The sequence below is a fragment of the Pseudomonas sp. GW822-FHT06B12 genome (assembly GCF_058799675.1).
On sequence record NZ_JBXALR010000004.1, the window covers coordinates 316048 to 334610 of the forward strand.

General features: G+C 60.2%; 18 protein-coding genes and 1 pseudogene. 8 read left to right on the plus strand and 11 right to left on the minus strand.

Going from position 1 to position 18563, the window contains the following annotated elements; genetic code table 11:
• Both AC1RKH_RS11470 and zigA read right to left on the minus strand, forming a co-directional pair.
• Complete coding sequence (locus AC1RKH_RS11470; protein WP_493062741.1) at positions 1 to 642, minus strand: DUF1826 domain-containing protein; 642 nt, start codon at positions 640 to 642, stop codon at positions 1 to 3.
• Positions 642 to 1850 carry a zinc metallochaperone GTPase ZigA gene (gene zigA, locus AC1RKH_RS11475; protein WP_493062742.1) on the minus strand — a complete coding sequence of 403 codons (1209 nt, stop codon included), beginning with the start codon at positions 1848 to 1850 and terminating at the stop codon, positions 642 to 644. Before zigA ends, AC1RKH_RS11470 begins: the two co-directional genes overlap by 1 nt.
• Positions 1851 to 1988: 138 nt before the next feature.
• Between zigA and AC1RKH_RS11480 the strand changes: the two genes are divergently transcribed.
• The gene (locus AC1RKH_RS11480; RefSeq protein WP_493062743.1) at positions 1989 to 2366 is read left to right on the plus strand and encodes a glutamine synthetase; all 378 of its coding nucleotides are present in this window, start codon (positions 1989 to 1991) and stop codon (positions 2364 to 2366) included.
• Here the strand turns inward: AC1RKH_RS11480 and AC1RKH_RS11485 are convergent.
• Complete coding sequence (locus AC1RKH_RS11485; protein ID WP_493062744.1) at positions 2363 to 3574, minus strand: N-acetylmuramoyl-L-alanine amidase; 1212 nt, start codon at positions 3572 to 3574, stop codon at positions 2363 to 2365. The two genes, AC1RKH_RS11480 and AC1RKH_RS11485, sit on opposite strands and share 4 nt — an antisense overlap.
• An 86-nt stretch (positions 3575 to 3660) precedes the next feature.
• On the opposite strand from AC1RKH_RS11485, the gene folE2 reads away from it, so the two are divergent.
• The 5 genes from folE2 to AC1RKH_RS11510 are packed head-to-tail and all read left to right on the plus strand — an operon-like array spanning position 3661 to position 7541.
• A complete protein-coding gene (folE2, locus tag AC1RKH_RS11490) occupies positions 3661 to 4557 on the plus strand; it encodes a GTP cyclohydrolase FolE2 (protein WP_493062745.1) in 897 nt (298 codons plus the stop codon).
• The gene (locus AC1RKH_RS11495) at positions 4554 to 5222 is read left to right on the plus strand and encodes a metal ABC transporter ATP-binding protein (RefSeq protein WP_493062746.1); all 669 of its coding nucleotides are present in this window, start codon (positions 4554 to 4556) and stop codon (positions 5220 to 5222) included. Before folE2 ends, AC1RKH_RS11495 begins: the two co-directional genes overlap by 4 nt.
• The gene (locus AC1RKH_RS11500) at positions 5222 to 6088 is read left to right on the plus strand and encodes a metal ABC transporter permease (protein ID WP_493062747.1); all 867 of its coding nucleotides are present in this window, start codon (positions 5222 to 5224) and stop codon (positions 6086 to 6088) included. The genes AC1RKH_RS11495 and AC1RKH_RS11500 overlap by 1 nt, the downstream gene beginning before the upstream one ends.
• Positions 6089 to 6099: 11 nt before the next feature.
• On the plus strand, positions 6100 to 6984 hold the full coding sequence (locus AC1RKH_RS11505; protein ID WP_493062748.1) for a metal ABC transporter substrate-binding protein: 885 nt from the start codon (positions 6100 to 6102) through the stop codon (positions 6982 to 6984).
• Positions 6981 to 7541, plus strand: coding sequence for a gamma carbonic anhydrase family protein (locus tag AC1RKH_RS11510; protein ID WP_493062749.1), 561 nt, complete (start codon positions 6981 to 6983; stop codon positions 7539 to 7541). The genes AC1RKH_RS11505 and AC1RKH_RS11510 overlap by 4 nt, the downstream gene beginning before the upstream one ends.
• A 94-nt stretch (positions 7542 to 7635) precedes the next feature.
• Here the strand turns inward: AC1RKH_RS11510 and AC1RKH_RS11515 are convergent, their stop codons facing one another.
• Positions 7636 to 8157, minus strand: a complete 522-nt coding sequence (locus AC1RKH_RS11515) for a DUF3617 domain-containing protein (protein ID WP_123427167.1) — start codon at positions 8155 to 8157, stop codon at positions 7636 to 7638.
• A gap of 131 nt (positions 8158 to 8288) precedes the next feature.
• Between AC1RKH_RS11515 and cls the strand changes: the two genes are divergently transcribed.
• Positions 8289 to 9728 (plus strand): cardiolipin synthase, encoded by a 1440-nt coding sequence (gene cls, locus AC1RKH_RS11520; protein WP_493062750.1) that lies wholly within the window; start codon positions 8289 to 8291, stop codon positions 9726 to 9728.
• Here cls and cfaB read toward each other — a convergent pair.
• The 7 genes and pseudogenes from cfaB to AC1RKH_RS11555 form a co-directional block, all read right to left on the minus strand.
• Positions 9725 to 10909 (minus strand): C17 cyclopropane fatty acid synthase CfaB, encoded by a 1185-nt coding sequence (cfaB, locus tag AC1RKH_RS11525; RefSeq protein ID WP_493062751.1) that lies wholly within the window; start codon positions 10907 to 10909, stop codon positions 9725 to 9727. The genes cls and cfaB overlap by 4 nt on opposite strands.
• A gap of 84 nt (positions 10910 to 10993) precedes the next feature.
• Positions 10994 to 11149: pseudogene (locus AC1RKH_RS11530) on the minus strand (HvfC/BufC N-terminal domain-containing protein); the annotation flags it as partial.
• A gap of 7 nt (positions 11150 to 11156) precedes the next feature.
• The gene (locus AC1RKH_RS11535) at positions 11157 to 13067 is read right to left on the minus strand and encodes a heavy metal translocating P-type ATPase (protein ID WP_493062752.1); all 1911 of its coding nucleotides are present in this window, start codon (positions 13065 to 13067) and stop codon (positions 11157 to 11159) included.
• Complete coding sequence (gene hflK / locus AC1RKH_RS11540) at positions 13064 to 14122, minus strand: protease modulator HflK (protein ID WP_493062753.1); 1059 nt, start codon at positions 14120 to 14122, stop codon at positions 13064 to 13066. The genes AC1RKH_RS11535 and hflK (AC1RKH_RS11540) overlap by 4 nt, the downstream gene beginning before the upstream one ends.
• On the minus strand, positions 14119 to 15165 hold the full coding sequence (gene hflC / locus AC1RKH_RS11545) for a protease modulator HflC (protein WP_493062754.1): 1047 nt from the start codon (positions 15163 to 15165) through the stop codon (positions 14119 to 14121). The genes hflK (AC1RKH_RS11540) and hflC overlap by 4 nt, the downstream gene beginning before the upstream one ends.
• Positions 15162 to 17135, minus strand: coding sequence for a protease modulator HflK (hflK, locus tag AC1RKH_RS11550; protein WP_493062755.1), 1974 nt, complete (start codon positions 17133 to 17135; stop codon positions 15162 to 15164). Before hflK (AC1RKH_RS11550) ends, hflC begins: the two co-directional genes overlap by 4 nt.
• 179 nt (positions 17136 to 17314) lie before the next feature.
• Positions 17315 to 17788 carry an Lrp/AsnC family transcriptional regulator gene (locus AC1RKH_RS11555; RefSeq protein ID WP_054594814.1) on the minus strand — a complete coding sequence of 158 codons (474 nt, stop codon included), beginning with the start codon at positions 17786 to 17788 and terminating at the stop codon, positions 17315 to 17317.
• A 143-nt stretch (positions 17789 to 17931) separates the two neighbouring features.
• Here AC1RKH_RS11555 and AC1RKH_RS11560 point away from each other — a divergent pair, with 143 nt between their 5' ends.
• The gene (locus AC1RKH_RS11560; RefSeq protein WP_493062756.1) at positions 17932 to 18561 is read left to right on the plus strand and encodes a LysE family translocator; all 630 of its coding nucleotides are present in this window, start codon (positions 17932 to 17934) and stop codon (positions 18559 to 18561) included.
• The last annotated feature ends 2 nt before the right edge of the window (positions 18562 to 18563 follow it).

An 18563-nucleotide genomic window follows, 5' to 3' on the forward strand; every position in this document is an offset into this window, starting at 1 on the left:
TCACGCGAGCCAGTCGAGTGTCAGGATCAGCCGGCGCTCACCCGGTGCCGGTTGCGGCGAACGATGAATCAGCCCGAAACCCTCGTTGCCGTGCCACTTCTCGCCCTTGAGCAACGCCACTTCACCACAGAGCATTTGCTCACAGTCCTGCGGCTCGGTCTCCGCCCTGGCCAGGTTCTTACGATCCATGGCGCCTTCTCTGAGCCACTGACTGCCGATACCGGCGTAGGTGGTAATCAGCCGCACCGGCACATGATCGACGTGAAAACGCGGGCACATGGCTTTGTCCAGCACCCGTAAACGCAAGCCGATACGCGTCGCCCCCAGCAAGCAGGCAAACGCGCTGACCAGCCATGAAACGTCAGCGATAAACCCTTCGTAGCCTTCCAGATCACTGAAGCTTGTGGCCAGCCCCCGCAGGTCGGGTTCAACGTCGTCTGTCGCCAACTCCACGACCAACGACTCGGCCAGCGGCTCGTTCAATGACAGCAACAATCTGCCGAAATCGGCGATATGTGCCGGCAAACGGCGCTGCCAAAGGGCCAGATTGGTACCGTCTTCAAGTATCTGCGTGAAGACTTCAGGGGTTGGGCCCTGTACCTGACGAACCACCGGACGCACTTTCAAATTCGGCGCCAGCATCAGGCCGCTTCCTCTTCGAGCCAAGGACCAAACGGGTCAGTCATCAGCCGCCAACCTTCGACGCCCAAGGCCATTTCGTCATCGTTAAGCAGGCAGTTGTCGAGGTGTGCTGTGAGTTGGGCGAAGTCGATGTTCTGGCCGATGAACACCAGTTCCTGACGGCAATCACCCGTGGCAGAGGTCCAGTTTTCCATGATCGCCGCGGTGCTCTCTTGATCCTGCGGCCACTCTGATTTCGGCACAAAGCGCCACCAGCGACCGGCGAACCCGTGACGCATCAAACCACCGGCCTGGGACCAGCTACCGGCGTCCTGGTGCTTGCTGGCCAGCCAGAAAAAGCCCTTGGAACGCAGCAGTTTTCCATTCACCCACGGCCGATTGATGAAGCTGAAAAAACGCTGCGGATGAAACGGTCGACGTGCCCGATAAGCCATTGACGCGATGCCGTATTCGGCGGTTTCCGGCACATGCTCGCCGCGCAACTCTTGCAGCCAACCCGGCGCCTGAGAGGCTTTGTCAAAGTCGAAGCGGCCGGTGTTGAGGATCTGTTTCAGTGGTACTTCACCCATCACCATCGGAATAATGTGTGCCTGAGCGTTGAGCCGCTTGAGGATCGCGATCAACTCTTCGCGCTCCGAGCTGCTGATCAGATCGATCTTGCTGATCAGCAGCACGTCGGCGAATTCGATCTGCTCGATCAACAAGTCAGTGATCGAGCGTTCGTCTTCCTCGCCAAGGGTTTCACCGCGTGACGCGAGGCTTTCTGCGGCCTGGTAATCGAGCAGAAAATTCATCCCATCGACCACCGTGACCATGGTGTCGAGCCGCGCGATATCGGCCAGGCTTTGGCCTTCCTCGTCGCGAAAGGTGAAGGTTTCCGCGACTGGGAGAGGTTCGGAAATACCGGTGGACTCGATCAGCAGGTAATCGAAGCGACCGTCTCTGGCCAGTTTGCTGACCTCCTCCAGCAAGTCTTCGCGCAAGGTGCAGCAGATGCAGCCGTTGCTCATTTCGACGAGTTTTTCTTCAGCGCGGTTCAAGGTAACGTCACGCTGAACTTCACTGCCGTCGATGTTGATTTCGCTCATGTCGTTGACGATCACCGCGACCCGAAGGTTCTCGCGGTTACGCAGCACGTAGTTGAGCAGCGTGCTTTTGCCGGCGCCGAGAAAGCCGGACAACACGGTAACGGGGAGACGATTGGGCATCAGGTATTCCTCATCAGGAGTGGCCGGTCAGGTGACTCTTCAATGTTATAGTATAACAACACAAGGACGCCAATCCCCCTCTTGCTTCCAACGACAAAGGACGCAATGCTTGATCCCGCTCACCCCACGAGAAAGCCCATGCACAAGGCCTTGAAATGCACACTGTTGAGCCTTTCGCTGCTGGTCGCAGCAAACGCTTGCGCGCAGATGCCGAGCCTGGCGAAGTGCACGCGCAGCGCCAATCTGCTGGCCTGCGTGGACCCCGACGGTAATGCGTACAGCGTCGCCACAGTAGGCAGCACGACGTACTTGCGCGGGTTTGAAGTGACCGGCAAACGCTATTGGGCGCAGACCAGCAGCCGTTACGGCCAACTGACGTTCTTCACCGGTTTGGCGTCCGACGGCGAAGCCTGGGTCGGCTACAGCCGCCGTGTTGGCTGGACCACCCTCAATCGGTTCTCCAGCTCCGGCGGTTCCAGCGGCAAGTTCACCTGTAGTCGGCTGACTGGCTGCTAAACCTGCGATTTTTGCTGGGACTGCTGCCAGGCCATGTAGCTGTTCACCGGCGGATTCTTCTGAAAATAGCGCTGCAAACCTTCAAAAAGACCGTCGGCTACCGCCTTTTGATGCCGCGCCGTCACCAGTCGCTGGCTGTCGCGGGCGTTGGAAATGAAGCCGGTTTCTACCAGGATTGATGGCACATCCGGTGATTTCAGCACCGCAAATCCGGCCTGTTCCACGCGCTTCTGATGCAGTGTGGTAATGCCCGCCAGGCTACCAAGCACCGTGCTGCCGAGCTGCAAACTGGCGGCGATGGTGGCGTTCATCGACATGTCGAGGATCACTCCGGCGAGCATCGGATCCTTGTCCTTCAAGTTGAGCAGACTGGTCGCACCGAGCAGGTCGGCACCGTTTTCCCGTTGCGCCATGAAGCGCGCCGTGGCCGAGGTCGCGCCACCTTCGGACAATGCGTAAACCGAAGCGCCAGAGGCCGTGAGCCGTGGTGCCGCGTCAGCGTGCACCGAGATGAACATGTCGGCCTTGTGCGTACGGGCGATCTCCACGCGTTTGCGCAGCGGCACGAAGAAGTCGTCGTTGCGCACCAATTTCACATCGAAACCTTTCTCGCGCTTCAAACGCTTGGCCAGCAATTGTGCGATGGACAGCACCACGTCTTTCTCGCGCTCGCCTTTGGCGCCAATCGCGCCGGGGTCCTTGCCGCCATGGCCAGGGTCGACCACGACGATGATGTCGCGCTTGGGATGAGCTTTGTCGATCGGCGTTTCACGCTGAACCAACGGTGCAGCCGCGGCGATCTGCACGGGCGCGGCGCTCAGTAGATCAAGTACCAGACGATGGCCCTGCCCGTCCTGTGGCGGCAATAGAAAACTATTGAGCCGCACCGGACCGGTAAGGTCGAGGACGATCCGCGTATCGCCTTGCCCGAAATGCCCTGAACGGATCGAACGAATCACCGTGTTGGTGAGCGCCAATTGGCTGAAGTCACCGCTGAGCTGCGCACCGCTCAAGTCGATGATCAGTCGCTCGGGCGCACTCAACGAGAAGGTTTTGTACTGCACCGGTCCGCTCAGATCGAGTACCAGGCGAAGCTTGTCATCCGAACGCCAGAGCCGTGCATTGCGGATCTGCGTCGCCGACACGCCGAAAGGTAAAACCAGCGCAGCGCTGGCCAACAACAGGTTGAGCAATTGTCGCCTGTGCATAGTGAAAGACCGCTCGAGAAAAAGGCATCGTCGATTTGATTGTTATAATATAACATGGCAAAACATTTCCAACGATGGACCTGCTCATGAATGCGCTGACTCTGCCGGATATCGCCGCGCAGGCCTCACGCCAAGCCTTGCCACTCGAATGGGTGGGCATGTGCGGCATTGCTCTTCCTGTTGTGTTCGACGGCCAGCGATTGAGCGCGAAAGCCGATGCGGGTGTCAGCCTCGATGATGGCGAGGCGCGTGGCATTCATATGTCACGGCTGTATCTGGCACTGGAGATGCTCGAGCAGGAAAGCCTCACCCCGGCGTTGTTGCGGCAAGCTCTGCAACGTTTCCTCGACAGCCACGAGGGTTTATCCAATGCCGCTTACCTGCGCATTCACGCCGATTTGCTGCTCAAACGCCCAGCCTTGATCAGCCCTTTGGCCGGCTGGAAAAGCTATCCAATCAGCATCGAAGCACGGTTGGAAAACGCAGTGTTCCACGTGGAACTAAAAATTGAAGTTTCTTATTCGTCCACCTGCCCCTGTTCAGCTGCGCTTTCGAGACAACTTATTCAGCAGCAATTCATCGATGACTTTGCCAACAAACAGTTGCAGCACGCAGACGTTCTGGCTTGGCTCGGATCATCAAAAGGCATCGTTGCCACGCCGCACAGTCAACGTAGCAGTGCGCAATTGCGGCTACGGCTGGATGGCTATCTGGGCGATCTGCCCTTGATTGCGGCGATCAACGACACCGAAGCCGCGCTCGGCACCGCCGTTCAAACCGCAGTAAAACGCGCCGACGAACAAGCCTTCGCACTTGCTAACGGTCAGAACCTGATGTTCTGCGAAGACGCCGCGCGGCGTTTGAATCTGGCGTTGAAACGCTCGCCTGGCATCAAGGCTTTTCAGCTGCGCGTGGTTCACGCCGAAAGTCTGCATGCCCACGATGCGGTGGCCGAAAGCCGCTGGAACTGGGAGGCCGCATGATTCGTTGCCAAGGATTACGCTGGGGTGCGCCCGGACAACCACTGACGCCCCCCGTCGATTTCGATTTGCCCAGCGGCAGCCTGACGGCAGTCATCGGTGCCAACGGATCGGGCAAAAGCAGCTTGCTGAAAGTCATCGCCGGTCTGCAAAAACCGCTGACGGGAAAAGTCGTCCTCGATGTTTCACCACGGGGTGGTTTGTCCTTTTTGCCACAACAGCAGCACCTCGACCGGCAGTTCCCCATCAGCCTGCAAGAGCTGGTGAGCGCTGGATTCTGGGGCAGCAAACAAACGCCGGACGTTCGCCGCCAGCGCCTCGACAGCGTGCTGAACGACTGGTGCCTGAACGGTTTGGAGCAACGCCCATTGATGGCGTTGTCGGGCGGCGAATTGCAACGCGCCCTGCTCGCTCGTCTAAGTCTCGCCGAAGCACCACTGTTGCTGCTCGACGAACCTCACGCCGCGCTGGACGAACTCGGCCAGGCGCTACTGTGGAAACACATCCACACCTGGCACAAAGAAGGGCGAACCCTGGTCGTGGTGTGTCATGACCTTGCGGCGGTTCGCCAACACATTCCGCAAGCACTGCTGATCAAAAACACGGGCTGCGTCCTGGCGCCGAGTCGTGAACTGATTCTCCAGCAACCACACACGCAGGTGGCGTAATGCTCGTCGCTGCGCAACTTTGGCAACCGTTCCATGAATTCGTGTTCATGCGCCGAGCCCTCATCGGCGGTCTGGTATTGGCTTGCAGCACTGCACCGCTTGGGGTGTTTCTGATCCTGCGGCGCATGAGTCTGATCGGCGACGCCGTGGCTCACGGTATCTTGCCCGGTGCCGCGCTAGGGTTCTGGTTTGCCGGATTGAGCTTGCCTGCGCTGACCATCGGCGGCCTCGGTGCCGGCCTGAGCATGGCCGGATTGGCGGCATGGATCACCCGCCGCACCGGTCTTCGGGAAGATGCGAGCCTGGCGGCGATCTACCCCATCTCGTTGGCCAGCGGCGTGCTGATTCTGGGGATCGCCGGCAAACGCCTCGACTTGCTGCACTTGCTGTTCGGCTCGGCATTGGCCGTCGACGGGCCAACATTGACCGGCATGCTCTGGGTCTCCGCCATCAGCCTCATCGCGATGGCGCTGATCTATCGGCCACTTCTGTTGGACACCCTCGACCCATTGTTTCTGCAAACCGTCAGCCGTCTCGGCCCGTTGGCACATGGCGTGTTTTTGACCCTGGTGGTGCTGAATCTGGTGATCGGTTTCCAGGCCATCGGTGCGCTGATGGTGGTCGGTTTGATGATGTTGCCAGCCGCCGCTTCACGCTTCTGGAGCCGTCACTTGCCGATGCTAATGGTCATCGCCGGGCTGCTCGGCTGCCTCTCGGTGTGGCTCGGTCTGTTGCTGTCGTTCTACTACTCGCTGCCCAGCGGCCCAGCCATCGTGCTGGTAGCCGGTGCGTTGTACCTGCTGTCCGTGGTGTTCGGTCCGGTGCACGGTTTGCTGCGCCGCCCGCCTTTGCTCACATCCCAATGAGGTGTTTCCCGATGCGCGCTTTACTCGTGCTGTTCAGTGTGTGGCTGTCGATGTCGTTATCAACGGTATCGGCCGCAGAAAAGCTTCCGGTGGTCACCAGTTTCAGCATCCTCGCCGACATGGTTCATCAGGTCGGCGGCGAGCATGTCCAAATCACCAACATGGTCGGCCCGGACGCTGATGCCCACACCTACGAACCGACTCCGGACGACGCCAAGGCGTTGCTAAAGGCCAAACTGATCTTCAAGAACGGCATCGGTTTCGAGCCTTGGCTGGATCGTCTGGTCGCCAGCACCGCGACCAAAACCCCTGTGATCACCGCAAGTCACGGCGTCATCCCACGTACCATGGACGAGGATGGCGAGACCATTCCCGACCCGCACGCCTGGCACAATCTGGCGAACACCGAACTCTATGTGAACAACATCACCAAGGCGTTGATCGCCGCAGACCCGGCGAACAAAGCCGACTACGAACACAACAGCCAAACCTACCTGAAACAGATCTACCACCTGCTGGCCGAAGCCAAATCCAAGTTCGGCGCATTGCCACCGGGCAACCGCAAGATCGTCACCTCCCACGACGCCTTCGGCTATCTGGGTCAGGCGTACGGCATCGACTTCATGGCGCCTCAAGGTTTGTCCACCGAGCGCGAACCGTCTGCCGCCGAAGTGGCCGCATTAATCACCCAGATCCGTCAGGCCAAGGTCAAAGCGGTGTTCATGGAAAACATCAAGGACGCCCGTCTACTCAAGCAAATTGCCGACGAAAGCGGCGCGCAAATTGGCGGCACCCTGTACTCGGATGCACTCGCCGCCGAAGGTCCGGCCAGCACCTTTGCCGGGCTGTTTGAATACAACCTCAATACGCTTTACGACGCCTTGAGCAAGCCATGATCCGCAAGAACCCGTCCGGCGATTTGCCGCGGATTGCCGAGTCCGCCTACGTCGATAAAACCGCGATCATCTGCGGCAAGGTAGTGATTGGCGAGAACGTTTTCGTCGGTCCCTACGCGGTGATCCGCGCCGATGAAGTCGACGATTCGGGCGAGATGGAACCGATCACCATCGGCGCCAATTCGAACATTCAGGACGGCGTGGTAATCCACTCCAAATCCGGTGCGGCGGTGACCATCGGCGAGTTCAGCTCCATCGCCCACCGCTCCATCGTCCATGGCCCGTGCACGGTCGGTAACCGGGTGTTTATCGGCTTCAACAGCGTGCTGTTCAACTGCGTGGTCGGCGACGGCTGCGTGGTGCGTCACAACTCGGTGGTCGACGGCCGAGACTTGCCGGCCGATTTTTACGTGCCGTCCACCACCCGCATCGGCCCCACAACCGACCTGTCCCAATTCCCGCCAGTCAGCATCAGCGCCTCGGAGTTTTCCGAGGATGTGGCGCGTACCAACGTCGATCTGGTGCGCGGCTACAAAGCCCTGCAGAACGAATTTTGAATATGAGCAGCGGGATTTGGGGCGGATGAGTGTTGAAGCAGGGTTAACGAGGAGGTTATCGCTGGCAAGGCCAAGGCCCTGCCAGCGATAGACATCAGGCGCGAGGTTTGACAGTCCCGCAATCCTGCCCCAGCCACACCGCGCGAGTATCCATACTGCCCTTTTGCTGAATGCCGGTGGCGTTGAACGTGCCGTTGACCGTGGTGTTGAACTCACGGTCGCTTAGGAACGTAGCAACACCGGCGCCCTGGGCTTTCGGGCAGCTGAAGCGGAACTTCCACTGATTACCGGAGCGATCGGTGACCTGCTGCGTACAACCCGATTGCGGGTCCTGCAGCGGAATGGTGTCGGATTGAACCTGTGCCGGAGTCAGGCACACACGAATCCCTTTACCGCCCATGGTGATGCCCTGTTTCTCCAGTGCAGCCTTTTGTGCCGGCGTCATCTGGCTGCCCAACTGGTTAAGGATCAACTGCAGATCGGGCAGATTCTGGTCATCGACCTTCATGTTGCTTGAGGTCAATTCCCACAAACCCGGTTGCAGCATCTGCGCCTGAGCGACCACAGGAAGAGACAAGCCAACAGCCATGGCCAAACCCAGCAGACGTACGTTCATCGAGTAACTCCTAGACAATAGTGGCCGTTAGACGTCGCCAATCTACTTCGGTTGCATGTCTAATTAAATAGCGACATTCGCCGTGGAACATGGTCTGTTAAGCATTGAATTGTCAGGAGCACGGTTGCCCCATGGATTTTTTTGGACCCCATCTTTTCGCTTATCTGATTGCGCTCATCCACTCTCTGGGCACGATCGCAGCCATTCATGCCGTATTGACCGTCAGGACTGCTCAAGGCTCGATTGCCTGGGCCTTGTCGCTGGTGTTCGTGCCCTACCTGACGCTTATCCCTTATCTGGTCTTCGGTCGCAGCACCTTCGACGCTTATATCAAGGCTCGTCGACAGGCCAACGAAGAAATGCGCAAGGCGATTGCCGTTCTTGACTGGCGCCCATGGGTCGAGGAAGCGCTGACCGCACGTGCCTCTAATGCCTACGCGTCGTTGCGGGCGATGCCGAAGCTAGGTCGCATGCCGTGCCTGGCGAACAATTCAGTGCGCCTGTTGATCAATGGTCAGGCGACCTTTGATGCGATTTTCGAAGCGATTCACACTGCCCGCGAGGCCGTGCTGATTCAGTTCTTCATCATCCATGACGACCAGCTAGGTCAGCGTCTGCAACAGCTGCTGATGGAAAAATCCGCGGAAGGTGTCGCCATTTACCTGCTCTACGATCGGATCGGCAGCCACTCCCTGCCTCACACCTACGTTCAACCCCTGCGCGATGCCGGGGTACAGGTCGAAGCATTCGCCACACGCAGTGGCTGGCTCAATCGGTTCCAGGTGAACTTCCGTAACCACCGCAAGATTGTGGTGGTCGACGGTGTGCAGGGGTTTGTCGGCGGGCACAACGTCGGCGACGAATACATGGGCAAGAAACCACCGTTGGCACCCTGGCGCGATACGCACATTGCCGTCAGCGGCCCCGTGGTGGCGTGCATGCAGGAGTCATTCGCGGAAGACTGGTTCTGGGCGTCCCGCAAACTGCCGCCGCTGATACTGCCGCAGAGCTACCCCGATGACGGCGTGCTCTGCCAACTACTGGCCAGCGGCCCGGCGGACCCTTACGAAACCTGCTCGCTGTTTTTCGTTGAAGCCATCCATTCCGCGACCGAGCGCGTGTGGATCACCAGCCCGTATTTCATCCCTGATGAGGCGGTGTTCGCCGCACTGCGCCTGGCCGTGTTGCGCGGTGTCGACGTACGGCTTCTGCTGCCATCGCGACCGGATCACCGGATCGTCTACGCCGCCTCCAGCCTGTACGCCTTCGAAGCGGTACGCGCCGGGGTCCGGGTATTCCGTTACCAGCCGGGTTTTTTGCATCAGAAAGTCGTGCTGGTCGACAGCGAGATCACTGCCATCGGCAGTGCGAATCTGGACAACCGTTCGTTCAGGCTCAACTTCGAAGTGATGCTACTGACCGTCGACAGCGAATTCGCCAATGAGGTGGAACACATGCTCAATGACGACTTCGCTCAGGCCCGCGAAATCGCCAAAGGCGAAAGCCGGAAGACCCACCGCCTGCAACAGCTTGGCATGCGGATCGCCCGGCTTATCTCGCCGATCCTTTAGTTGTAGATATCGTCACGCGTCCACGGTAGCTCATGGCTGCCGTCGGCATGGGCCTTGACCGCAAGGATCTGGTGCAAGTTGATCCAGCCCCGCGCGAACGCGTAGGCGCAGCCTGCCAGATACAATCGCCAGATCCGCAACGCCTGCTCCGGAACCTCTTTGGAGGCGGCCTCGAGGTTATCCTCGAGTCGCTCGCTCCAATGGTCCAACGTGCGCGCGTAATGCAGGCGCAGGCTTTCGACGTCGACGATCTCCAGCCCCGCTTCACTGATCTCGGCCGAAATCATCGCCAGGTGCGGTAATTCACCGTTAGGGAATACGTAGCGCTCGATGAAATCGCCAGCTCCGCGTCCGACCGGCCGGCCATCCGTGTGCTTGGCGGTAATACCATGGTTCATCACCAGGCCACCTTCGCGCACGGCACCAAACAATGTCTTGCAGTACTCCGCCAGGTTGGCATGGCCAACGTGTTCGAACATGCCGACACTCACCACCTTATCGAATCGCCCATCCTGGGGCAGATCGCGGTAGTCGAGCAGTTGTAGCTCAACCTGATCCTCCAGACCTTCGGCGATCACTCGTTCCTGTGCCAACGCCAACTGCTCCCTGCTCAGGGTGATGCCAAATACTTTCACCCCAAACTCCCGCGCCGCATAACGCGCCAACCCTCCCCAGCCGCAGCCGACATCCAGCAGATACTCGCCGGGTTGCAGCCGTAGTTTGCGACACAGGTGGCGGAATTTTGCTTGCTGGGCCTGTTCCAGGGTTTCGCTGCCGGTCTCGAAGTAGGCGCAGGAATACGCCATGTCACTGTCGAGCCAGAGCTGATAGAAGGCATTCGAGAGGTCGTAGTGATAGGAAATCGCCGCCGCGTCTGTGGCTTTGTCATGGACAGAGCGCACCGGTTGATTGTCGTCAGCATCATCCAGCAATGCCTGGCTCCACTCATCACACACCCGGATCACATCGCTGATCGAACCTTCAAGTTCGAGCTTGCCCTCAACGAAGGCGGCGCCCAACAGGTCGAGGCTTGGACGGGTGAATTGAGGCACCAATTGTGGGTCCTTGACCACAATCGTGACGCTGGGCGCAGGGCCCAGATTAATTTCATGGCCATCCCAGAGTCGCAAGCGAAGCGGTAATTGCAGATTCTGTAAGGCCGGTGGCAGTTGCGCGAGCATGAATAGTCCCCCTTGTTTCAGACGTCTGTCTTGAGGGTAGACCATCGTGGAAAATTAGCTGGCTATCGATTTAATAGCCTTTTCCTATAAGTCACGACAGAACAACAAACTGTCGTAAACCCATTGCTTCAGCCAGGTGCCGGCCTGAAGAGGTGCGCCCTCTTCACAGTTGACTGTCAATTGTGCGCACAGTTCGGCAAAGCTCCAGCCGTTCAGTGCCTGTGCCTCATCAGGCGGCAGGCCGGCTTCAACCTTCCTCTTTCAGCTTGAGCAGCGGCTCCTGGAACCGCAGCAACCGCCCGGCATTACCCAACACCAGCAACGTGCTGAAGTTGTGCAAGACCGCAGCAATCATCGCCCCTGCCGCGCCAAGCCAGCCAAACGCGGCGAACGTAACAATCGCCAGCGTCCAACCCAGACCGATGATCACATTGACCTGCAAGGTCTGCCGGCACTGGCGACTCAGGCGTACGCAGGTGCCGAGCCTGCGCAGGTCGCTGCCGATCAGCACGATGTCTGCCGAGGCCAGGGCAATGTCCGCCCCGCCCGCACCCATGGCCACACCGACCACACCCGCCTTGAGCGCCAACGAATCGTTGATGCCATCGCCAACCACCATCGGCCGAAAGCCATTGTCGATTTCGGTCAGGACGCGGTTGAGTTTGTCTTCCGGCAAGGCCTGAGCCTCGACGTCACTGATACCGACTTCATGGGCCAGGCTATGGGCGACGCTCTGCCGATCACCGGTCAACAACAACTGCCGGCCAAGGCCCAGCTCACGCAGCTCGCTCAAGGCAAAGCGCGCTTCCGGCTTGACGCTGTCAGCCAGCAACAACCAGGCGAGGAAACGCCCATTCAATGCCAGACCAGCAATCGGCCCATCGTGCTCCGGTACCGTCGAGGTGGTGATGCCCAACTGCGCAAACAACTCGGGTCGGCCGAGCGCCGCTTCGCCCTGCTCGGTCATCGCCACCACACCCAGGCCCTGACGTTCACGAATGTCCGACAGCAAGAGAAAATGCTCCTGAGTGACCAACCCCGCTAACGCCCGACTGACCGGATGACTGCTGGCAGAACCGAGGCTGGCGGCCAGTTTCAGTAACGTGCCGCGGTCCTCGACCGGGCTGTCGATTGATTGCAAACGCAACGTGCCAAAGGTCAGGGTGCCGGTCTTGTCGACCACCAGCGATGTCAGGTCTGCCAATTCTTCGAGGAACGCCGAGCTGCGAATCAGAATGCCGTGGCGCGCCGCCACCGCGATCCCGGCAATCGCCGTGGCCGGGGCCGACAACACCAACGCGCACGGGCACGCGGCAACCAACACCGCGAGCATCGCTTGCGCATCATTGGTGACGAACCAGGTCACAGCGGCCAACAGCAGCACCAGTACCATATAGCTGCCGGCGTAGCGCTCGAGCAAACGGGTGATTGGTGGCTTGGAGCGCTCGGCGCTTTGCATCAATGCAATGACTTTACCGAGGGTCGATTCGTTGCCGGTGCGGGTCACTTCCAGCCGCAACAAGCCATCCAGATTGATCGCCCCGCCGAACACTTGCGTGCCGACGGTGGCCTCGAGCGGCACCGACTCACCGGTAATCGGCGCGGTGTCCAGGCTCGCTTGACCGGATAGCACCAGCCCATCGGCCGGCACTCGATCGCCTGCGCGCACTTCGACGATGTCTCCAGCCTTCAATGCAGCGTTGTCGATTTCGATAATCGAGCCATCGGCCTGAACCTTACGCGCATGGCTGCGCGTCAGACGACCAAGCGCGTGGATCGCTTCCTGAGAGCCAATCACGCTGCGCTCTTCCAGCACGTGGCCGAAGATCATGATGATCGGCAACAACGCCGCGGTCAGCAGATCGCCTGTAGCCCAGGCGCCCATCATCGCCAGCGCGATCAGTTGATCGGTGATTCCGTGCAGGCTCGGGTAACGCAGGCTGTACCAGGCCGAACGCATGACCGGCACGGCCACCAGTAACGAAGCCAGCCCAAGCAGCAGTTGGCTGACTCCGGTTTGCTCTGGCGATAACCAGCGCCAGACCAGCCCCAGGCCGAGCAAGCCCAAAGCAAGCATCGCCAGGGTCAATTGGCGGGCGGCACTGCGTTGTTCAGCCGTGCTCAACATGCTTGGCGCGGCGGCGGTTTGAGCTGTCATTGTTCGGCTCCCTGAATGATCAGGCGGGAATCGTCTTTAGGGTTGACCGTGGTAACCGAACCGGCCTGACCGAGAATTTTCGGCAGGCGCTCGCGGTAGATTCGCAGGAGCATTTCCGGATCGGTACCCTGCTGTTGCGCCTGCGCCAGGCTGAGCACCGTGGCGGTGTCTGCCGACGCTTTGGCCAGCCGCTCGCTGGCTTGAGCGTGAGCGACTTGCAGCGTTCGATCAGCTTGTTGATTAGCCGTCTGGGTGAGTTTTTCGGCTTCAGTGCGAGCGTTAGCTACGGCTTTATCCGCCTGCTGACTGGCCGTCAGTACCGCGTTGAAAGCGTTTACCGCAGGTCCTGGCAAACTCGATTGCACGTCGACCCGTGCGACCTCGATACCCAGGCCCTGCCCCGTCGCAGCCAGCTCGGCCAAGCGTTGATTGATGCCTTGCACCAGATCACCACGCAGGCGTTCACGACGTTCGGCGGCCTGATTGTCAGCACCGATCAATTCCGGCCGAGCGACCAGAATGGTGTCCAGGTCTCGCGCAGCCGTCAGCGCCACCGCACTACGGGTCACCAACCGATCAAGCGCCGGCAGCACATGTTCACCCTGGAGGACGAACGCGTAAGGTTCGGTCACTTTGTAAAACACCCGAACGTCCAACTGCACCACGCCCGAATCGCCGGTGAGCAAATACCCGGAGCCGGCCAGCGCATCGCTCAGCGGCGTGGCGAAACTCGCCACGCGCTCACCTTGCAGCGCAGCATCAGAACGCAGCAGATTTTCCACACGCCGGTCGATCACCCGATCCGCCGCCGGCAACATAATTACCTGCTCGAACGGACGCGGCCACGCCAAGAGCAAGCCGGCGTTCTGAATGCGATCCAGCGCGCCAAAGTGCAACACCACGGCGCGATTCTGCGGATCAATCTGCCGCACATTGGAGAAAGCCCAAGCCAACGCTGCCAACACGGTTACTGCATAAAGCGCGAGAAATGTCAGGCGTCCCGCCTGAATCCACGGGCTGCTAAGTTCATTTGTTCCACGTGGAACCACACTCATGGCTGCGACCCAGACTTGTTATCCAGCGTCGGTGGCCCATCGACCAACACCCGGAATGGCGCGGCATCGGTGCGCAGAATCAACTTGGTGCCCGGTGTGACCACCGTGCCCAAGGTGTCCAGCGAGCGAAGCAAGTTGTACAACTGCGGCGAACTGGCGTAGGCCTTGCCGTAGATTTGCGCGGCTTCAACCCGTGATTGGGCTTCGATGTCCGCAGCTTTCACCGTGGCATCAGCCTGGACGATGCGCGCATCGCGCTCGGCCGCGGAACGGATTTGCGCCGCTTCGCGTTTGCCGATGGCCGTGCGCTCAGTGGCGATGGTTTCACGCTCGGCGCGCATACGGTCGACGGTGGCAGTCAGAGTCACTGACGGCAACGTCAGCCGTTCGATGCCGACTTGCAACACGCGCACACCGTAGGTGGTCAGCAGTTGCTGATCGATCTGCTTGCGCAATTGCGCCTCGAAATCGGCGATATGCACTTGGTTGGCGTCGGTGTTCACCAGGTTGGCCAGGTCGAAACTGCTGGCCGTGGTTTCCAGCGCTGAGCCCACGAACGTACGAATCTGCCGTGCCGCTTCGTCCGGTTGGTTCTGCACGGCACGCATGAAGCGCTGCACATTGTCCGGATCACCCTGCACCTGCCACGCCACATACGCTTGCACGATGATCCGCAAACCATCGCGCGTGCCCACGTCCTGCAACCCGCTGGAGGTGGTGCGCAACCGCAGGTCCACCGGAATCGCCGCCTCGAACGGTGCCGGCCAGCGCCAGCCGAGGCCAGGCTCCAGCAGCACCCGCGAAGGATTGCCGAAACGGGTAATCACCGTCGCCTCGCCCGAGCGCACTTGCACCAGGCTCGCCGCCGCAATGGCAAACAGCACCAGCAGCGCCGCCCAGCCCATCCGCCGCCACGGAAACGGCCCTGCCTCTTGCGGGTCGCCATGGTGATGATGGTGGCCGTGATGATGCCCGCCATGGCCATGGTCATGGCCGGCGTGGTCGTGATGATCATGCGGCTCGTGGGAATGCGACGGGCTCAATTGGCGGCTCCTGACTGAACGGGTTGACGTGACGGCGAAGTGTCAGTCGGTAAGGTGGCGGGTAACGTGTAGCTGCGTAAGTCGATGGTCGGTGTACTGTTACCGCCCAGACGATGATCAAGCACCAGTACTTTGGCGCCGGCCAAACCCTGGCTCAGCTGGGCGAAGTATTGCTCCAGCACGAAGGCCCGACCGGCTGCGGCATAGGCCTTGCGCTCGGCAGCGAAACGCAGGTCGGCGGCCTCGGCCGTGGCGTTGACTTCGCGGGCCGTGGCCAGCGCCTGGTCATGGGCGACACTGGCCTGCAATTGCGCCTGATTGGTCTGCTCGGCAGCTGCACCGCGCTCACGCGATATCAAGGCCTGCGCGCCGATCTGCGCGGCTTGCACTCCGTGATAGGCGTTGGCTGCACCCGCCGGCGGATGAATCGCTTCGACCACCGTGGCGAGGATTTCCACACCGCTGTCGAGTTTCTGCAAATCGGCCTGTACCGCACGACCAATGTCTTCGGCGAGCCCTACCCGATCTGCGCCGAGCAAACCGTCGAGGGTCCGCGAGGCGAAGTCGTGCACCAGAATCCGGCTGGCGGTGCTGCGAATCAGCGTCGGTACATCGGCGCTGTTGTAGGTCGCCGCCAAGGCGGACTGATCACTCAGACCGATGCGATAGACGAAACGCACGTCCATGTTGACGATCTGGAAGCTCTGTTTGTCGTTGCTGTTACTGGCAATGACCTGAGACTTGTCATTCACGTGGCTGGCGTCCCACAACCGGTTGGCAATCGCCGGCGCTGGCCCTTCGGCGGGATCAGCCACCGTCACCGCTGGCGCGTCACCGACGCTGGTCGCCAATTCGTGAACCACGCCATTTTCGACGCTCAGCACCCGGCCCAACGGCCAAGGCAGGCCGGCATGCAAACCCGGGCCAAAGACCTGCACCGGTTTGCCGAAGCGCTCGTAGATCCCCCGCCCTTGCAGCGGTATTTCGTGAATCCCGGTCAGCAACCAACCCACCGCCAGCACCACCGCCAACACCGGCAAGAACGCCCGACGCATATAAGTGAAGGCCCAGATCTGCCGCAGGTCGATGCCAAAACGGTTATGCAGTTCGTGCTGCAACGCCAGCAAGGGTTGCGGCGGCCAACACAACATGTCCGCGACAAAACTGCGCGCCAACAGCGTCGGTTCGAGCAGATCGCGACGCGGACTGAACAACGACAACACCGCGCGCAGCAACAATTCTGCGGCAACCAGCCCCGGCAGCAAACCGATCAACACCACCAGGCGCACCGGCCAGACGGCAGTTACGCTGCTGAACAACAGGCAGAATGCGCTGATCACCAGACAGATGATCGCCACGCGAGTGAGCTGCGCCAACTGCCCGGCTTCGGGCCATTCGGCGGGATTTTCCTGGGCCAGTTGACGTTCGAACACCAGCAGTCCGAAGGCCAGCAGCAACGATATCGCCGCCCCAACGCTGGCCGAAAGGCCCAGTGCAGCAGCGGGTAATGTCAGGCTCCAGAACTGTTCAAGGCTGAACAACGCCAGCAATGACCAACCGGCCAGCCACAGCGTCGGTGCGCCGATCTGCGCCAGCAACCCGACCCAGCGCTCACCCGCTCGCGCCAACAGTCGCTCATACCAGCCGAGCGCCTCGGTGGGTTCGGTCTGTTCCGCAGCCAGCACAACCACCGGTTCACCCAGCGCCCGCGCCCGCCACTGGGTGATCCACCAAGCCGATTGCAGACCGGCCACCACCACGATCAACGCCGAGGACTGACTGACCAATAGTGGCGCCCAGAGCGATTGTGGTGCAAACAGCCCGACAAAAAACGCCAACAACAATCCTGCTGCTGCGAGACTCGCCAGGCCGATGCCCACCCGCTTCAACCGACGTCCGTGAAACACCGCCTGCTGAAAACGTGGCAGTCCTTCCACGTTCGTCCCCTCAGCCTCCAGATCGACTTGCATACCACCTCAGTACTTGTTGTTACGTGAGCCAGGCCTGTGGATAAATCGCCAGGCCGTTGCATTTTTTGCAAATCGTTACGATATAACGATGGTAGTGATTTTTTGGCTCCCCGCCCATCGCCCAACCGGCACAAATGATGAAGCAGAAAGATAAAGCGTAGCCGGGCTGTGCAAGGGCATCAGCTCGGTAAATGCCCCAGCGGTAATGGCCCTGGGGTTTTCACCGTGTGAATCGCAAAGTTACTGCGAATATCACTCACACCCGGCAACTTGAGCAGGCTGCCAGTCAGAAAGCGCTCATAACCGCGCAAATCCGGCACCACCACTTGCAGCAGAAAATCCGATTCGCCTGACACCAGAAACGCCGAAATCACCTCGGGCAAGGCCGTCACCGCCAAACGAAAGGCTTCGGCCTCTTCGTCGTTGTGGCGCTCGACCTTGACCCCGACAAACACCGTCAGCCCCAGCCCCACTTCATCGCGGTCCAGGTTGGCTTGATACCCGCGAATCACTCCGGCCTCTTCCAGCATCCGCACCCGGCGCAAACACGGCGAAGCCGACAGGCCGATCTCGTCCGCCAGTTGCACGTTGCTCAGGCGACCGTCGCGTTGCAGCGCGGCGAGGATTCGGCGGTCATAGGCGTCCAGTTTCATGGTTTGGCAGTTCCTGACTGTTTTTATTCATCGATTGGCAGAAGCTGCCAAGTCTAGCTGTTTCCGAGAGCAACTACGCAAGCACCTGCCCTGCCCTTCGGCCATAGACTTTGATCACCGAATCGCTAACGAATGGGTGCAACATGGCAGAACTCTGGATGTTCTTTTTGGCCTTGGCAGTGGTTTACCTGTTGCCCGGTCCGGACATGATTCTGCTGCTGCAAACCGGCGCCCGGCAGGGCAAGGCCGCAGCACTGGCCACCGCCATCGGCCTGGCGATTGCCCGTGGTTGTCACGTTGCGCTGGCCGCGCTGGGCCTGGCGACGCTGTTCAAGGCAGCGCCCTGGACCTTTGAAGTGGTGCGCCTGGCCGGTGCGGCCTATCTGCTGTGGCTGGGGATTCAATGCCTGCGCTCGAACATGCTGCCAAACCTGAACGCCAACGGCACAACCGCTTCGAAACTGGCGTGGCGCGAGGCGATCCAGCGCGGCTTGCTGACCAACCTGCTCAATCCCAAGGCGCTGCTGTTCTGCTCGGTGCTGTTGCCACAGTTCATCGACCCGCAGGCAGGGCCGGTGCTGACGCAGTTCGCGACCCTGGGCGTGTTGCTGGTGGTCACCGGTTTGCTGTTCGACAGTTGCTACGCGCTGATCGGCGCCTGGCTTGGCCGCTGGCTGGAACGCAGCCCTTCGGCGCAACGCGTGCAGCAATGGCTGTTTGGCAGCCTGCTGATCGGTTTTGCGCTGCGCCTGACGTTCGTTCAGCAGGCCTGAAA

What these genes read in the sequence shown, in the direction of transcription:
- AC1RKH_RS11480 (WP_493062743.1), top strand. Translation starts at nt 1,989, where the DNA reads ATGCACAAGGCCTTGAAATGCACACTGTTGAGCCTTTCGCTGCTGGTC.
- AC1RKH_RS11560 (WP_493062756.1), top strand. Translation starts at nt 17,932, where the DNA reads ATGGCAGAACTCTGGATGTTCTTTTTGGCCTTGGCAGTGGTTTACCTG.
- zigA (WP_493062742.1), bottom strand. Translation starts at nt 1,850, where the DNA reads ATGCCCAATCGTCTCCCCGTTACCGTGTTGTCCGGCTTTCTCGGCGCC.
- AC1RKH_RS11485 (WP_493062744.1), bottom strand. Translation starts at nt 3,574, where the DNA reads ATGCACAGGCGACAATTGCTCAACCTGTTGTTGGCCAGCGCTGCGCTG.
- AC1RKH_RS11505 (WP_493062748.1), top strand. Translation starts at nt 6,100, where the DNA reads ATGCGCGCTTTACTCGTGCTGTTCAGTGTGTGGCTGTCGATGTCGTTA.
- AC1RKH_RS11515 (WP_123427167.1), bottom strand. Translation starts at nt 8,157, where the DNA reads ATGAACGTACGTCTGCTGGGTTTGGCCATGGCTGTTGGCTTGTCTCTT.
- folE2 (WP_493062745.1), top strand. Translation starts at nt 3,661, where the DNA reads ATGAATGCGCTGACTCTGCCGGATATCGCCGCGCAGGCCTCACGCCAA.
- AC1RKH_RS11555 (WP_054594814.1), bottom strand. Translation starts at nt 17,788, where the DNA reads ATGAAACTGGACGCCTATGACCGCCGAATCCTCGCCGCGCTGCAACGC.
- AC1RKH_RS11470 (WP_493062741.1), bottom strand. Translation starts at nt 642, where the DNA reads ATGCTGGCGCCGAATTTGAAAGTGCGTCCGGTGGTTCGTCAGGTACAG.
- AC1RKH_RS11535 (WP_493062752.1), bottom strand. Translation starts at nt 13,067, where the DNA reads ATGACAGCTCAAACCGCCGCCGCGCCAAGCATGTTGAGCACGGCTGAA.
- AC1RKH_RS11495 (WP_493062746.1), top strand. Translation starts at nt 4,554, where the DNA reads ATGATTCGTTGCCAAGGATTACGCTGGGGTGCGCCCGGACAACCACTG.
- cls (WP_493062750.1), top strand. Translation starts at nt 8,289, where the DNA reads ATGGATTTTTTTGGACCCCATCTTTTCGCTTATCTGATTGCGCTCATC.
- hflK (WP_493062753.1), bottom strand. Translation starts at nt 14,122, where the DNA reads ATGAGTGTGGTTCCACGTGGAACAAATGAACTTAGCAGCCCGTGGATT.
- hflK (WP_493062755.1), bottom strand. Translation starts at nt 17,135, where the DNA reads ATGCAAGTCGATCTGGAGGCTGAGGGGACGAACGTGGAAGGACTGCCA.
- AC1RKH_RS11510 (WP_493062749.1), top strand. Translation starts at nt 6,981, where the DNA reads ATGATCCGCAAGAACCCGTCCGGCGATTTGCCGCGGATTGCCGAGTCC.
- cfaB (WP_493062751.1), bottom strand. Translation starts at nt 10,909, where the DNA reads ATGCTCGCGCAACTGCCACCGGCCTTACAGAATCTGCAATTACCGCTT.
- AC1RKH_RS11500 (WP_493062747.1), top strand. Translation starts at nt 5,222, where the DNA reads ATGCTCGTCGCTGCGCAACTTTGGCAACCGTTCCATGAATTCGTGTTC.